Annotated in this window: 14 protein-coding genes; 12 read left to right on the top strand and 2 right to left on the bottom strand. The window is 41.1% G+C overall.

Annotated features, from left to right (window positions below):
* Positions 1–379 precede the first annotated feature (379 nt).
* The 4 genes from E1163_RS19065 to E1163_RS19080 all read left to right on the top strand — a co-directional run bounded on the left by E1163_RS19065 (position 380) and on the right by E1163_RS19080 (position 4,561).
* Positions 380–1,702, top strand: coding sequence for an ammonium transporter (locus E1163_RS19065; protein WP_155174056.1), 1,323 nt, complete (start codon positions 380–382; stop codon positions 1,700–1,702).
* 104 nt (positions 1,703–1,806) lie between these two features.
* A complete protein-coding gene (locus tag E1163_RS19070; RefSeq protein WP_155174057.1) occupies positions 1,807–2,967 on the top strand; it encodes a porin in 1,161 nt (386 codons plus the stop codon).
* A gap of 6 nt (positions 2,968–2,973) precedes the next feature.
* Positions 2,974–3,510, top strand: a complete 537-nt coding sequence (locus tag E1163_RS19075; RefSeq protein WP_155174058.1) for a hypothetical protein — start codon at positions 2,974–2,976, stop codon at positions 3,508–3,510.
* Positions 3,511–3,532: 22 nt separating this feature from the next.
* Positions 3,533–4,561, top strand: a complete 1,029-nt coding sequence (locus E1163_RS19080; protein ID WP_155174059.1) for a glutamine synthetase beta-grasp domain-containing protein — start codon at positions 3,533–3,535, stop codon at positions 4,559–4,561.
* Positions 4,562–4,603: 42 nt separating this feature from the next.
* On the opposite strand, the gene E1163_RS19085 is transcribed toward E1163_RS19080, so the two are convergent.
* On the bottom strand, positions 4,604–4,894 hold the full coding sequence (locus E1163_RS19085) for a sll1863 family stress response protein (RefSeq protein ID WP_155174060.1): 291 nt from the start codon (positions 4,892–4,894) through the stop codon (positions 4,604–4,606).
* A 67-nt stretch (positions 4,895–4,961) separates the two neighbouring features.
* On the opposite strand from E1163_RS19085, the gene E1163_RS19090 reads away from it, so the two are divergent.
* From E1163_RS19090 to E1163_RS19125, 8 genes are all read left to right on the top strand, one after another.
* Positions 4,962–5,648, top strand: coding sequence for a hypothetical protein (locus tag E1163_RS19090; RefSeq protein WP_155174061.1), 687 nt, complete (start codon positions 4,962–4,964; stop codon positions 5,646–5,648).
* A gap of 279 nt (positions 5,649–5,927) precedes the next feature.
* Positions 5,928–6,635, top strand: coding sequence for a (d)CMP kinase (cmk, locus tag E1163_RS19095; protein WP_155174062.1), 708 nt, complete (start codon positions 5,928–5,930; stop codon positions 6,633–6,635).
* A gap of 109 nt (positions 6,636–6,744) precedes the next feature.
* Positions 6,745–8,109: a Na(+)-translocating NADH-quinone reductase subunit A gene (locus E1163_RS19100; RefSeq protein WP_155174063.1), complete on the top strand. Its 1,365-nt coding sequence runs from the start codon at positions 6,745–6,747 to the stop codon at positions 8,107–8,109.
* 25 nt (positions 8,110–8,134) lie between these two features.
* Positions 8,135–9,340, top strand: coding sequence for an NADH:ubiquinone reductase (Na(+)-transporting) subunit B (locus tag E1163_RS19105; RefSeq protein ID WP_155174064.1), 1,206 nt, complete (start codon positions 8,135–8,137; stop codon positions 9,338–9,340).
* 28 nt (positions 9,341–9,368) lie between these two features.
* Positions 9,369–10,088: an NADH:ubiquinone reductase (Na(+)-transporting) subunit C gene (gene nqrC, locus E1163_RS19110; protein WP_155174065.1), complete on the top strand. Its 720-nt coding sequence runs from the start codon at positions 9,369–9,371 to the stop codon at positions 10,086–10,088.
* Between the two features lie 40 nt (positions 10,089–10,128).
* Positions 10,129–10,806, top strand: a complete 678-nt coding sequence (locus E1163_RS19115; RefSeq protein ID WP_155174066.1) for an NADH:ubiquinone reductase (Na(+)-transporting) subunit D — start codon at positions 10,129–10,131, stop codon at positions 10,804–10,806.
* A gap of 13 nt (positions 10,807–10,819) precedes the next feature.
* On the top strand, positions 10,820–11,431 hold the full coding sequence (nqrE, locus tag E1163_RS19120; RefSeq protein ID WP_155174067.1) for an NADH:ubiquinone reductase (Na(+)-transporting) subunit E: 612 nt from the start codon (positions 10,820–10,822) through the stop codon (positions 11,429–11,431).
* Positions 11,432–11,509: 78 nt separating this feature from the next.
* Positions 11,510–12,097 (top strand): DUF502 domain-containing protein, encoded by a 588-nt coding sequence (locus tag E1163_RS19125; RefSeq protein ID WP_155174068.1) that lies wholly within the window; start codon positions 11,510–11,512, stop codon positions 12,095–12,097.
* A 36-nt stretch (positions 12,098–12,133) separates the two neighbouring features.
* Here the strand turns inward: E1163_RS19125 and mnmA are convergent, their stop codons facing one another.
* On the bottom strand, positions 12,134–13,330 hold the full coding sequence (gene mnmA / locus E1163_RS19130) for a tRNA 2-thiouridine(34) synthase MnmA (RefSeq protein ID WP_155174069.1): 1,197 nt from the start codon (positions 13,328–13,330) through the stop codon (positions 12,134–12,136).
* Positions 13,331–13,773 lie beyond the last annotated feature (443 nt).

The raw sequence follows: 13,773 nt of genomic DNA on the forward strand, positions 1-13,773 counted from the left end.
TATAGAAAATGGCCGTAGGATTTACGCCCTTTAGTGGTTGATGAATATTTTAAAGTTTGATTTTATTAACTATTTATAGACTTTTTTTGATGAGAGTAAAAAGTGAACTAAAAATTTCCAGACTTGGCAAAAATTTGAACCGTATTTCTGATGTTTTTAAAATTTTACATAAAAAATTACCCTTGATTTGAATATTTGTTAACGATAACGTTTGCAGTAGGGTATAAAAATACCCTATATGTCGATATTTGATGCGTAATTTTGAGTAGGTAGGGTAAAAAATAAGGCAACTAACTTCATAATCTCGATATTTTGTTTTTCATTTGGCTTTACAATTGAAACATTTGATTGCGAGAAATTTAAAAACAAACCTGTTATTATGGAGAAGTTCTTTTTGAGCGAATTACCTTTGGCTATCAGGGAAAGTACCCTTGAAGCCACTGCCAGTGCAGACAGTATTGATCTAAGTATTGTCGCTGAAGGTCTTTTTACGGCCAACAATATATGGATGATGATGGCCACGGCCCTTGTATTTATTATGCACCTTGGTTTTGCCGGTGTGGAGGCAGGCTTTAGTCAGTCTAAAAATACAGTTAACATCCTCTTTAAAAACACACTTACTCCTGTAATAGGTATCCTTACTTATTACATAATCGGGTTTAATCTCATGTATCCAGGGTATGAAACACCGGGATGGTTTGCTTTTGGAGGTTTTTTCCTTGACCTGCCTGTTAATGGCAACTCTGCCGATTATGCCAGTGGTGGTTATACCTACTGGACTGATTTTCTGTTCCAGGCCATGTTTGCAGCAACAGCAGCAACTATCGTATCAGGGGCAGTAGCTGAGCGTATAAAAATATCTTCTTATATCACGTTTACATTATTGTTTGTAGGTATTGTATATCCAATTGTAGGAAGTTGGAAGTGGGGTGGCGGAGCACTTGATGCTGCCGGGTTCTATGATTTTGCTGGATCTACCCTCGTACATTCCGTTGGGGGATGGGGAGCATTGGCCGGCATCATGCTGTTAGGGCCTCGTATAGGCAAATATGTGGACGGTAAAGTAATTGATAAGCCTGGTTCAAGTGTGCCTTTGGCAACTATTGGAGTTTTCCTCCTGTGGTTGGGCTGGTTTGGGTTCAACGGCGGTTCGGTACTTTCAGGTGATCCTGGTAAAGTGTCTTTCGTGCTGGTTACTACCAGTTTAGGCGCATGTACAGGAGCAATAGGAGGTCTGTTCGCCGGATACTTTGTTTTCAAAAGATTGGATTTTGGTATGGTTCTAAACGGCCTGCTTGCAGGTTTGGTAGGAATAACTGCCGGTGCGGATGTGATCAGTCCGGGTTGGGCGCTGGTAGTAGGTTTTGTGGCAGGAATAATGGTAGTGCTTTCGGCTATTACTCTGGACAAACTAAAGCTTGATGACTGCGTAGGGGCAGTATCCGTCCACCTCGTGTGTGGTGTATGGGGAACATTAGCTGTTGGTATTTTTGGTGTAGCAGCCGATGGTACTCCCATGCCCTTCCTGCCGCAACTTTATGGAGTAGCAGTATGTGGTGCTACAGCCTTTGCCTCGGCATATATCATCTTTTTCGTACTAAAGAAACTTTTCGGTATCCGGGTTTCAGAGCAGCATGAAATAGAAGGTCTTGATAGTCATGAACATGGTATACGTGGTTACACCATTGTATACGATGAATAGGCCGGAATAAATAAGAAGCCCTTCTGAAAGAAGATCTCACCTTTCCATCAGAATTAACGGGCTTCTATCAGTTAACGCAATTATTAACTTAACCCAAATGTAAGATGAAAAAGTCATTTGCACTATTTACTATGTTACTTTATTTCACAATTATGCCGGTTTTTGCCCAAGATGAGGAGGCCAAAGAAGAGGAGACAAGTGGGGAGTTCTCTCTCTCAGGTTCTGTTGATGTCTACTATAGAGCAAACCTTAATGCCAAAAATAGCGGAGAGAATTATCAGGCTCCCGGTACATCTTTTGCCAATCTCCCGGGCTTTAGCCTCGGAATGGTGAATTTTATTGGTTCCTATCAGGCGGAAAAAGGCGGTTTCGTGGCTGATCTGGTGTTTGGTCCCAGAGGTGAAGATGCTGTTTTCGCCTCTCCATACTATAATTCTGAGCGGGGAAGCTCCCAGATAATCAATCAGCTTTATGCTTATTGGAACGTAAATGATGCATTGACACTTACTTTAGGAAATTTCAATACATTTTTGGGTTACGAAGTAATATCTCCGGCAGCCAACTTCAATTATTCAACTTCATACATGTTTTCTTATGGCCCTTTTTCTCATACCGGGCTGAAGGCTGATTTGAAGATTTCAGATGACTTTTCATTAATGGCCTCTGTTATGAATCCAACGGATTTTACAGAATTTAATCCTGTAGGTACCTATACCGCAGGATTACAGGTAGGCCTGTTCGGAAGCACCTATCTCAATTTCCTGTATGGAGATCAGGATGGAAAACTTGATAAGGATGAGGCTTCTGCTGACGACTCTTCAGCAGGAAGTACTTTTCAGGCAGATATTACTACCGGGGTAGATGTAACAGATGCTTTCTTTCTGGGCTTCAATGCCACATACAACACCACCAGTTCAGGTGAGATGTATAACGGAACAGATGTAGTTGACTCAGATGGTGATGGTGCCGGTTTTTACGGCGCTGCAGCTTACCTGCAACTAACTACCTCAGAGACATTTGCAATTGGTACAAGAGTAGAATACTTCAAAGTATATAATAATGGACTTGAGGTGATAGCCCTTGATCCCGATGGTGATGGTAGTGTACTTGATATCACCCTTTCTGCCAATGCAAGAGTAGGTAATTTAACAATTATCCCTGAATTAAGATTTGATGCTTCTTCTGAGGATTCTTTTTTAAACAAGGATCTGGAGCCGAATGGAAGTCTTGCGTCATTTCTTTTGGCGGCGGTTTACTCTTTTTGATAGCTAATGAGTGTACTGGTTCATATATTAATATTTAACAATCTATTGCTGTTTGTTAACCTGTTGGGTACTCCGGTTGAACCGGAGTTTCCAGCATTTTACGAGAAAATAGTGCCTTGTAAGGGGCAAGGACAGGCAGCTATTTACAACCAGATTGTTCAGTATTTTAATGATCAGGAAACCTCCGCAGGTGTGGATTCCACCACACTGCTCATTTCAAAAGATAAACTTCGCATCTACAGCCGGATATTGGGCGAACTTAAAAAGCCGGTAGGGAAGGTGGTATTTAATATCCGTGTGGATATAAAAGATGAAAAATTCAGACTCATCCTCTATGAACCGTGGTTTACGCTTCTTGTCAGGGATAGGTACGGAAAGCTTGTATATGATGATAAGGCTGAAAAGGTAGTGGAGGAAAATTTTAAACACAGGCTTTCCCTTTACAGAAAAATAGAATCCCAGTTGCAGACTTATATTGATAACGCAGGAGAAGAGATAAGGGAAGGGATGGCTAAAGAAGAATTAAATATAACTAATTGGTAATAATTTTAAATGTTTTAAAACTATGGCAAAAACTAAACTCGAGTATGTATGGCTGGATGGTTATAAGCCCACTCAGTGCTTAAGAAGTAAGACAAAAATAGTTTCAAATTTTGATGGTACCCTGGAATCATGCCCTTTGTGGTCATTTGATGGTAGCTCTACGCAGCAGGCAGAAGGAAATTCATCAGACTGCTTGCTCAAGCCGGTTGCCATTTTCCCTGATCCGGGAAGAAAAAATGCCTATCTGGTGATGACAGAAGTACTTAATCCTGATAAAACACCACATGTTAGTAATGGCCGCGCCCTTATTGATGATGACGATAATGATTTCTGGTTTGGGTTTGAGCAGGAATACTTCCTTTGGAACCCGGACACTAATCTACCCTTAGGATTTCCTACTGGCGGATATCCTCGTCCTCAAGGACCTTATTACTGCTCGGTAGGCGCTAACAATGCTTATGGCAGGGAACTCGTTGAGGAGCATCTGGACCTGTGTCTGGAAGCGGGTATCAATGTAGAAGGTATCAATGCGGAAGTGGCTACCGGTCAGTGGGAGTTCCAGATCTTTGCAAAAGGAGCAGCCGAGGCCGGTGATCAGATATGGATCGCCAGGTATCTGCTTGAAAGAACTGCTGAGAAATACGGCTTGTCTGTTAACTGGCACCCTAAGCCGCTTAAGGGTGACTGGAACGGCTCCGGTATGCATGCCAACTTCTCTAATAGCATTTTGCGTGAAGCTGGTTCTAAAGATGTTTATGACCTGGTATGCGAATCATTTGGGCCAAAGGTAAAAGAGCATATAGAAGTATATGGTGCGGATAACGATCAGCGCCTGACTGGTGCGCATGAAACCCAGTCTATCGATAAATTCAGCTATGGCGTTTCAGATCGAGGAGCTTCTATCAGGATTCCGATAGCCACTGTAGAAAATGGCTGGAAAGGCTGGCTTGAAGACAGACGTCCTGCTTCTAACGGTGATCCTTATAAAATTGCTGCCAGAATTATCAAAACAGTAAAAGGAGCTGAAGTAGCTGTTGCAGCTACTGTATAATAAACCTGTGATGAAGGTGTGCCCTGATAAGGGAAGGGAGCTTTAAGCTTTCTTCCCTGTCTTTTTAAAGACGGCATCAAACGCATTCTTCAACTCCTGACCGGCTTTTTCCAAACTGGCCTCGGCTTCGTCCCACCTGTCTTTGTGCGTTTCTTTAAAGTTTTTAAATTCTCCCTTTAAGGTTTCTGCATTCCTCTTCAACTCTTCAATTCTGTCGGCATAATCCACCTTAGCCTGATCTTTTGCTACTTTCAGGTCCTCTATAAGCTCATCTATTTTCTTGCCGATATCTTTAAATAAATGTTCTGCTTTGCCTTGTGATTGATCTTCCATTATACCATTTAATTTATTTATTGTTAATTACGTATAAAGAGAAAGTTAGTTTATAAATACATATTATATGAAGCATCTTCAGAATCCCATGGAACACATTGCAGAATTACTTGAAACCAAAGCCTGTGTTAAACAAGAGACCTACAGGAACTTACAGGATGTGTTTAAGTCATTAATGACTGAGGCAGATAATGTGATCAGGGAAGTTAACAACAAAATAAAAAAGAGGGATAGAGACGTCACTCTCGCAGTTACCAGTATCAGTGATAACGAATTTCATCTCAAAGTGGCTGGTGATCTGCTTATTTTCTTCATGCACACCAATATCATTATGCTTGACAAGAAGCATAGCCTAAACAAAAGCAAATATGTGACAGACAACCCCATGAGAAAATACCTCGGGCAGATCAACGTCTACAATTTTATGGCAGACTCATTGAAGTATAACAGAATTAATGACCCGGGATACCTCATCTCCAGGCTCTTTGTAAACTGCGAAAAGCACTTTCTTATAGAAGGTGACGGGCAATTGAACTACATGCTCGAAGATGTCTCCTCCCAGCCTATTACATCAACAGATATCAGTGTTTTTGTGCAACTGGTTATTAACCAGGCAATAGATTCCGATCTTATAACTTCACCTTTCCCGGCTATACGGACAATTACCCTGAACCAAAAGAACGAAAAATCCCAAGCCTTGGGCGGTGGGTACAAGATAGGTTTTCAAATGTCTTACCAGCAGGAGGTTAAATAGGTGTAGTGCCCTTAAATAAATAAGAGTCGGTTTGAAGGTTGATTTATGGTTAAACACAAAATATTTGATGGCCGGTCTTACTTTATTTTATTCTTCCTTCAATCTCAACGCTAAAGGTTTATCTTTGTGATAAAGAAATTATAGATGTTGTTACGAAAGCTATTGATATTGTTGGTTAGTGTGATGCTGATTGCAGGGTGTGCTTCATCAAAGAAACGGAACGGCAAAATAAAACCGGGCAAACCCATACCATGTCCGATGAAGGATTGCTAATTGAACATGAAGAAAATTGTTATAGCCATAGACGGTTACTCCGCTTGCGGGAAAAGTACAACAGCCAAGGCTGTAGCCACTGTTCTGGGTTACACCTATATTGATACCGGCGCTATGTATCGTGCCATCACGCTTTATTTCCATCAAAACCACGTAAGTCTTACCAATAAGAAGGACGTAGAAAAGGCCCTTGAGAATATTGATATTACCTTTCATAAAAACGAAAAGACAGGTTTGGCAGAGACTTTTCTTAACGGGCTTAATGTGGAAGGCGAGATCAGGAAAATGTATGTTTCTGAGAATGTAAGCCAGGTAAGCTGTCTTACAGAAGTGAGAAGGGCCATGGTTGCACAACAGAGAAAGCTCGGAAAGAAGAAAGGCGTGGTGATGGATGGCAGGGACATAGGCACGGTTGTGTTTCCTGATGCGGAGCTTAAAGTCTTTATGGAAGCCGATATTTATGTACGCGCAGGAAGGCGTCAGGAAGAACTGTTGGAGAACGGGCAGCTCGTGGATTTGAGTGAAATTATTGAGAATTTAAAAAAGCGTGATCATATAGACAGCACACGGGCGGAAAGTCCTTTACGAAAGGCCGATGATGCCCTGGTACTGGATACCACTTTCCTGACCCTTGAGGAGCAGGTAGACGAGGTCATAAATCAGGCTTTAAGCAAAATATTGAATGATAAAAGGGAATCGGTTGATGCTGAATAACCACCCTGATAATTATTTGTTTTAAATTATAGTCTTAGATTTTAATTGTAGGAAAAATTGTTAATTTTGCCTCGATTTTAATGATAAGATTTGAATCTTAAAGTAAAGCATGTCTAAATTCATCAAGCTAAAAAAGGGGTTTGATATCAACCTGGCGGGCAAGGCTGAGAAGAAGATCGTAGAAGTTGAGCAACCAGAAACTTTCGCGTACAAGCCTTCAAGTTTTCACGGTATTTTAAGGCCGAAATTAAAGGTAAAAGAGGGTGACACTGTAAAAGCAGGTACCCCAATACTTTTCGACAAAAAAAATGACAAAGTTCAACATGTTGCACCGGTTAGCGGTGAGGTCGTGGAGATCAGACGAGGTGAAAAAAGAAAGCTCCTCGAGATTGTCATCTTGGCTGATAAAACTATCGAATACGAAACATTCGATAAGTATACCGTGTCAGATATCAATGGTTTATCCAGGGAAAACATAGTCAACCAAATGCTTGGTGGCGGTGTTTGGCCTAACCTTGTACAGAGACCGTTCGGTGTTATCGCGGATCCTTCCGAAACACCGAAAGCGATTTTCATTTCTGCATTCGATTCCCATCCTCTGGCTCCGGAATATGACCTCATTTTTAAAGGTCAGGACCAGTATTTTCAGGCGGGTATCGACATATTGAAAAAGCTTACTCCCGGTGCTGTACATGTAAACGTCAACGCCGATGCGGAAGTATCACCTATGTTTGCCCATGCAAAAAACATAGAACTGAACAAATTTTCAGGGCCTCATCCGGCCGGAAACGTTGGTGTTCAGATCCATCACCTTGATCCTATAAATAAAGGTGATATTGTGTGGACAGTCAATCCCTTTGGTGTTATCCAGATCGGTAAGCTTTTCCTCGAAGGTAAGTATGACGCTTCCAGGATAATTGCAGTTGCCGGATCTGAAGTAACGAAGCCACAGTATTACAAAACATATACAGGAGCATCCATCAAGAAATTTATTGAGGGTAACCTCAATAGTGATCATGTGAGATTTGTTTCCGGTAATGCTTTGACCGGACATAAAATAAATGCAGACGGCCATTTAGGCTATTTCGACAGTTTGCTTACAGTATTGCCTGAAGGCGATAAATACGAACTTTTCGGGTGGATCAAGCCTACTACTCAAAAACTGAGTTTTCAAAGAGCATTTGGTCTTTTCTCATTTATGTTCCCTAACAAAGAATATGCACTGGATACCAATGTAAAAGGTGAACCTCGTGCTTTTGTTCAGACAGGAATATTCGAGAAAGTAACTCCTATGGATATATTGCCAACCTATCTGTTGAAAGCTATTCTTGCAGAAGACTATGATGATATGGAAGCGTTGGGCATTTATGAGATTATAGAAGAAGATCTTGCGCTATGTGAATTTATAGATGTATCCAAGCACGATATACAGGACATAGTGCGCGAAGGCCTGGACTTAATGCGATATAGTTAATTCATAAAGATATAAGAGCGATAAAATGAAGTTTTTAAGAGAAGCACTTGATAAAGTAAAACCTCACTTCGAAAAAGGCGGAAAGTGGGAGAAGTTTTACTATATATATGAGGCTCATGATACATTGCTGTTTGCTCCTAACCATACCACCAACTCAAAAGGTGTACAGATTAGGGATGCAATGGATATGAAGCGTTTGATGATGACAGTGATCATCGCCATGATCCCTTGTCTGCTGTTTGGAATATACAATGTAGGATATCAGCATTTCCTGGCCATCGGTCAGCCTGATGCAGGATTCGGAGATATAGTATTGATAGGATTGATTCAGGTAATTCCTATTCTGGTGGTTTCATATGCCGTTGGTCTGGGTACTGAGTTTACATTTTCAGTGATCAGACAGCACCCTATCAATGAAGGCTTTCTGGTAACAGGTATGCTCATTCCATTGGTGATGCCTCCGGATATTCCACTTTGGCAGGTAGCACTGGCCACTATTTTTGCAGTAATTATCGCAAAGGAGGCATTTGGCGGTACAGGTATGAATATTCTTAACGTGGCGCTTACAGCCAGGGCATTTCTATACTTTGCTTATCCAAGCCAGATATCAGGAGATGTATGGACATATATTGGCGAAGGTAATAAAGCTATTCAGGGTTTTACAGGAGCTACTCCTTTAGCGATCGGCGCTGAAACAGTAGAGAATGGTAAGAATGTAGTAGCATCACTTAGCGCATATGGAAACGGATGGGCTGATGGAATTTATGAATTCTCAAATATGTTCTTTGGCTTTATGCCTGGTTCAATCGGTGAGACTTCAACACTAATGTGCCTGATTGGAGCTCTTATACTGATATTTACAGGGGTAGGAAGCTGGAAGATCATGGTCAGCGTTATCGCAGGTGCACTTGGTGCAGGATTCCTGCTTAACGGTCTTGCTGTAAATGAATTTATGGCTATGCCTGCACATTACCACCTTGTAATTGGTGGGTTGGCATTCGGTACCGTGTATATGGCTACCGACCCCGTTACGGCATCTCAAACAGAGACCGGTAAATGGATTTATGGTTTACTGATCGGTATACTTACAGTGGTTATCAGGGTATTTAACCCGGCATATCCTGAGGGAATCATGCTTGCAATACTATTTATGAACGTATTTGCACCACTTATTGATCACTATGTAGTAATAGCTAATAAGAAAAGGAGGTTACAACGTGCGACAGTCTAACGGATACATTATACTATTTACAGCAATTATGACGGTCATAGTTGGAGGATTGCTGTCTTTGGCTTCTCAAGGTCTTGCACCTGCTCAGAAGAAGTCAATCGAACTGGATACCAAAAGTTCTATCCTGTCTTCAGTAATGGACAGAGCACAACTGGAGAAAATGAAGCCTAATGAAGTGCTTGAAATGTACGATAAGCGTATATCTTCTTTAGTGGTTGATATCAATGGCAATATTGTGGAGAAGAATGAAAAGGGCGAGCCGATAGTTGCCGAAGAGGTTAGTATTCTTAAGAATTATAAGAAGAAGCCAGAGAACAGACTCTATCCTGTTTTTAAATATATGAGTGCGGAGAACCCTGATAAGGTTGAATCTTATATATTGCCTCTGTATGGTGCAGGACTATGGGACAAGATTTGGGGATATGTGGCATTGAACACCGAATTGACTACAATTGTTGGGGTGTCATATGATCACAAGCAAGAGACACCAGGCCTTGGAGCGAGAATAGGTACACCTGAGATTCAGAACAGATATGTAGGCAAAGAGATCTACAACGAACAAGGAGAACTTGTTTCTGTTACCATGGTTAAAGGTGAAGGAAACACAGGGCTGGATTCACATCAGGTAGATGGAATGTCAGGAGCTACATTAACAGGAAAAGGTGTTAATGATATGTTGAAAAATTACCTGAATTATTATCAATCTTATTTTAAGAAAGTTAAATCTGGCTCAGTTGCTGCACTTTAAGTTGTAGTGAGAGACATTTAGAAACAGATACTATAATATTATGAGTACTGAAACTTTAGAGCAAAAGAAGGAAGAAGTCGTTCAGAAACCCGCTGAAGGCCTTCTGTCTAAAAGAAGAAGAAGATTAATTTCTGATCCGCTTAATGAAGATAACCCTATCACCGTTCAGGTATTAGGGATTTGTTCGGCGCTGGCGGTTACAGTTAAAATGGAACCTACCCTGATCATGTCAATCGCGGTGGTGTTTGTAATCGTATTCTCCAACCTTATCATATCATTGTTAAGAAACCTTATACCTAACAGGGTAAGGATCATTGTGCAGTTAGCCGTGATCGCTACACTGGTAACTCTGGTAAGTGAGGTGCTAAAAGCCTACAATTATGAAATGTATAAGATACTGGGAGCTTTCGTAGGTCTGATCATTACAAACTGTATAGTAATGGGTAGATTGGAAGCTTTTGCCATGGGAAATAAACCTTACGATTCAATACTGGACGGATTGGGTAGTGGTTTCGGGTATGCCTGGATTATTCTCACTGTTGCTTTCTTTAGAGAGATGTTCGGATCAGGTTCGATATTTGACTTTAAAATATTCGAAGCTGTAGGTATCAATAACTTCGCTACCAATGGATTGATGGTTGACTCTATCGGTGCATTTATGGTATTGGGTATATTGATCTGGGTACAGAGATCTAAGACAGGTTACGTAGAACACTAAAAAATATTTAGAAATGGAATTAGTAAGCTTAGGAATAAAATCCATCTTTATTGAGAACATGATCTTTGCCTACTTCTTAGGTATGTGTTCTTTCCTTGCGGTTTCTAAAAAAGTGTCTACGGCAGTGGGCCTTGGAGCTGCAGTTATATTCGTATTAACTATTACAGTACCGGTAAACTGGTTACTACAGGAGTACATTCTGAAAGAGGGTGCATTGTCATGGCTGAGTGCAAGTTTTGCCGAAGTGAACCTGGAGTTCCTCCAGTTCATCATGTTCATTGCTATCATTGCAGCTATGGTTCAGTTGGTTGAGATGATCATTGAAAAGTTCTCTCCGTCACTTTACGGCTCTTTGGGTATATTTCTGCCTTTGATCGCTGTAAACTGCGCTATTTTGGGGTCTTCATTGTTTATGATCCAGAGAGACTATTTGCTGTCTGAAGCAACAGTATTTGGTTTCGGTTCAGGAATTGGCTGGATGCTGGCTATTGTAGCCCTCGCAGCTATCAGGGAAAAACTAAAATACTCTAATGTGCCTGCCGGGTTGAAAGGTTTAGGTATCACCATGTTGATCACTGGATTGATGGGTATCGCATTCAAATCTTTTATCGGTATCGCTCTTTAAGAACAAAAAGACTATAAATACAGTTAAAAGGGTTTCTACAGGTTGGAAACCCTTTTTTATGCAAGCAAACACTGAATTATGAGCAAGTTTACATTCCACCGATTTATCAGCTACTTTTTTAGGGGCTTGTTGTTTGTAGTGCCTTTGGCGCTTACCATATACATAATCTATGAAATACTTGAGTGGCTTGACGGGCTTATACCGGTCAATATTCCCGGGCTGGGTTTATTAATAATTGTAGTTAACATAACCTTTTTAGGATATCTTGCCTCCTTTTTTATTACCAGGCCATTCTTTGATCAACTGGAGAGGTATCTCGTCAAGATACCCCTGGTCAATATCATTTATACTTCTATTAAAGATCTGATCGGAGCATTTGTAGGGGAGCAGAAAAAATTCAATGTACCCGTCACTGTAGCTATGACTGAGGACAGGTCAGTATTGAAGGTGGGATTTATAACCAGGGATGACCTTGCAGAAATAGACCTGCCAGGCTATATGTCTGTATACCTGCCACACTCTTACAACTTTTCAGGTAATCATTTTTTGGTCAAGAGGAGCCACGTAAAACCTTTACATATGAATGGAACCAACGCAATGAAATTCGTTGTGTCAGGCGGTGTATCAGGCCTCGAGGAAGAAAAGAAAAGGGACACCAGTTTGTAGTGTCCCAGTATTGTTAATAACTGTAAGTTTTAATTTTTAGCTGATCACTCCGGAACCTATCAACTCGTCCTCCTTATACCAGGCAGCGAACTGCCCTGCAGCTATGGCCTTTTGTGGTTGGTCAAATATAATATACAACCCTTCTTCCCTCATGAAAAGCATAGCCTTTTCAAGCTCCTGACGGTATCTAATCCTGACATCGTAAGCGAGTGAATCACCTATATTCATTTTGAGGTCTTCCCGTATCCAATGAATGTCATCTGGTTTTATCAGTAAACCTTTTCTGTAAAGTCCGGGGTGGTCTTCTCCCTGGCCGGTATAGATGACGTTTTCATTGGTGTCTGTTTCAATAATAAACAGCGGTTTAGGAGTGCCTCCGATGTTCAGGCCCTTTCGCTGACCGATCGTATAGTAATGTGCTCCATTATGTTCTCCTACTACTTTTCCATCAGTAAGGTGGTACTGGTAGCTGGCACTCATTTTTTTCAGTGTCTCCGAAGAGGCCCCGTTGAGTTCCACCTGAGAAGTATTGTTTTGATAAGTACCGGCTTCTGCGGGAACTTCGACCACTACACCTTTCTTAGGCTGTAGTTTTTGTTGAAGAAATTCAGGTAGTCGAACTTTGCCAATAAAGCATAATCCCTGGCTATCTTTTTTGTCTGCCGTGATTAACTCCTGTTCTTTGGCTATTCTTCTTACCTCAGATTTTTGAAGTTCACCAATAGGAAATAACGCCTTCGACAGTTGATCCTGGGTGAGCTGACAAAGGAAATAACTTTGGTCTTTATTCGGGTCTTTGCCAGCCAGCAGTTGATATGTGGTTTTACCATCTTCTTCAATGGTTCCCCTTCTGCAGTAGTGTCCGGTGGCAATATAATCAGCCTTTAAACGCATGGCTGCTTTCAGGAAGATATCAAATTTGATCTCTCTGTTGCAGAGTACGTCAGGGTTAGGTGTCCGGCCCTTTTGGTACTCATCGAACATATAGTCAACAATCCGCTTTTTGTATTCTTCACTTAAGTCAATAGCCTGGAAGGGAATACCTAATTTTTGAGCAACTATCATAGCATCGTTGCTGTCTTCCAGCCAGGGGCATTCTTTACTGATGGTTACGCTGTCGTCATGCCAGTTTTTCATAAACATACCTATGACATCATAACCCTGCTCTTTTAACAAGTAAGCGGCTACACTGCTATCCACACCGCCCGACATACCTACTACTACTCTTTTCATACTGCAAAGTTATACGTTTAGGTTTAAAAACTGTTGCTCTTTTCTCCTAAGCTATGTGAGCATCAAAAAGTTCAGGGGAGACATATGAAGTAGTTAAGGATCAAGCTGATTTTTTGGGGAGATCCTAAATTTTCACCTCTTTGCTGACAGGCAGTTGTTAATAGCAATCGGCAAAAGCAGTAGGCAAGCCAAGATGGGATAGTAATAGGTATGGCTAGTGATTTCAGTTTTAGTCTGGTTTGAGAAGTGAACGTGGGGCGCCTGACGGTGGTCGGGTGATCAGGAAAAACTACCTAATCCTGACCCCACTCGACTCATTACTGAGAGAGTGAGATAGGATCAGGAACTTACAAACAAACTATAAACCAAATTCGATTAACATCGGTTGAGACAATCTTTAATATCTAATTATCCTGATTTATTTCGCGGATAATTTCATCTAC

Source organism: Fulvivirga kasyanovii, assembly GCF_009711405.1.
GTDB classification, from domain to species: Bacteria; Bacteroidota; Bacteroidia; order Cytophagales; family Cyclobacteriaceae; genus Fulvivirga; species Fulvivirga kasyanovii.

What these genes read in the sequence shown, in the direction of transcription:
- E1163_RS19065 (WP_155174056.1), top strand. Translation starts at nt 380, where the DNA reads ATGGAGAAGTTCTTTTTGAGCGAATTACCTTTGGCTATCAGGGAAAGT.
- E1163_RS19070 (WP_155174057.1), top strand. Translation starts at nt 1,807, where the DNA reads ATGAAAAAGTCATTTGCACTATTTACTATGTTACTTTATTTCACAATT.
- E1163_RS19075 (WP_155174058.1), top strand. Translation starts at nt 2,974, where the DNA reads ATGAGTGTACTGGTTCATATATTAATATTTAACAATCTATTGCTGTTT.
- E1163_RS19080 (WP_155174059.1), top strand. Translation starts at nt 3,533, where the DNA reads ATGGCAAAAACTAAACTCGAGTATGTATGGCTGGATGGTTATAAGCCC.
- E1163_RS19085 (WP_155174060.1), bottom strand. Translation starts at nt 4,894, where the DNA reads ATGGAAGATCAATCACAAGGCAAAGCAGAACATTTATTTAAAGATATC.
- E1163_RS19090 (WP_155174061.1), top strand. Translation starts at nt 4,962, where the DNA reads ATGAAGCATCTTCAGAATCCCATGGAACACATTGCAGAATTACTTGAA.
- cmk (WP_155174062.1), top strand. Translation starts at nt 5,928, where the DNA reads ATGAAGAAAATTGTTATAGCCATAGACGGTTACTCCGCTTGCGGGAAA.
- E1163_RS19100 (WP_155174063.1), top strand. Translation starts at nt 6,745, where the DNA reads ATGTCTAAATTCATCAAGCTAAAAAAGGGGTTTGATATCAACCTGGCG.
- E1163_RS19105 (WP_155174064.1), top strand. Translation starts at nt 8,135, where the DNA reads ATGAAGTTTTTAAGAGAAGCACTTGATAAAGTAAAACCTCACTTCGAA.
- nqrC (WP_155174065.1), top strand. Translation starts at nt 9,369, where the DNA reads ATGACGGTCATAGTTGGAGGATTGCTGTCTTTGGCTTCTCAAGGTCTT.
- E1163_RS19115 (WP_155174066.1), top strand. Translation starts at nt 10,129, where the DNA reads ATGAGTACTGAAACTTTAGAGCAAAAGAAGGAAGAAGTCGTTCAGAAA.
- nqrE (WP_155174067.1), top strand. Translation starts at nt 10,820, where the DNA reads ATGGAATTAGTAAGCTTAGGAATAAAATCCATCTTTATTGAGAACATG.
- E1163_RS19125 (WP_155174068.1), top strand. Translation starts at nt 11,510, where the DNA reads ATGAGCAAGTTTACATTCCACCGATTTATCAGCTACTTTTTTAGGGGC.
- mnmA (WP_155174069.1), bottom strand. Translation starts at nt 13,330, where the DNA reads ATGAAAAGAGTAGTAGTAGGTATGTCGGGCGGTGTGGATAGCAGTGTA.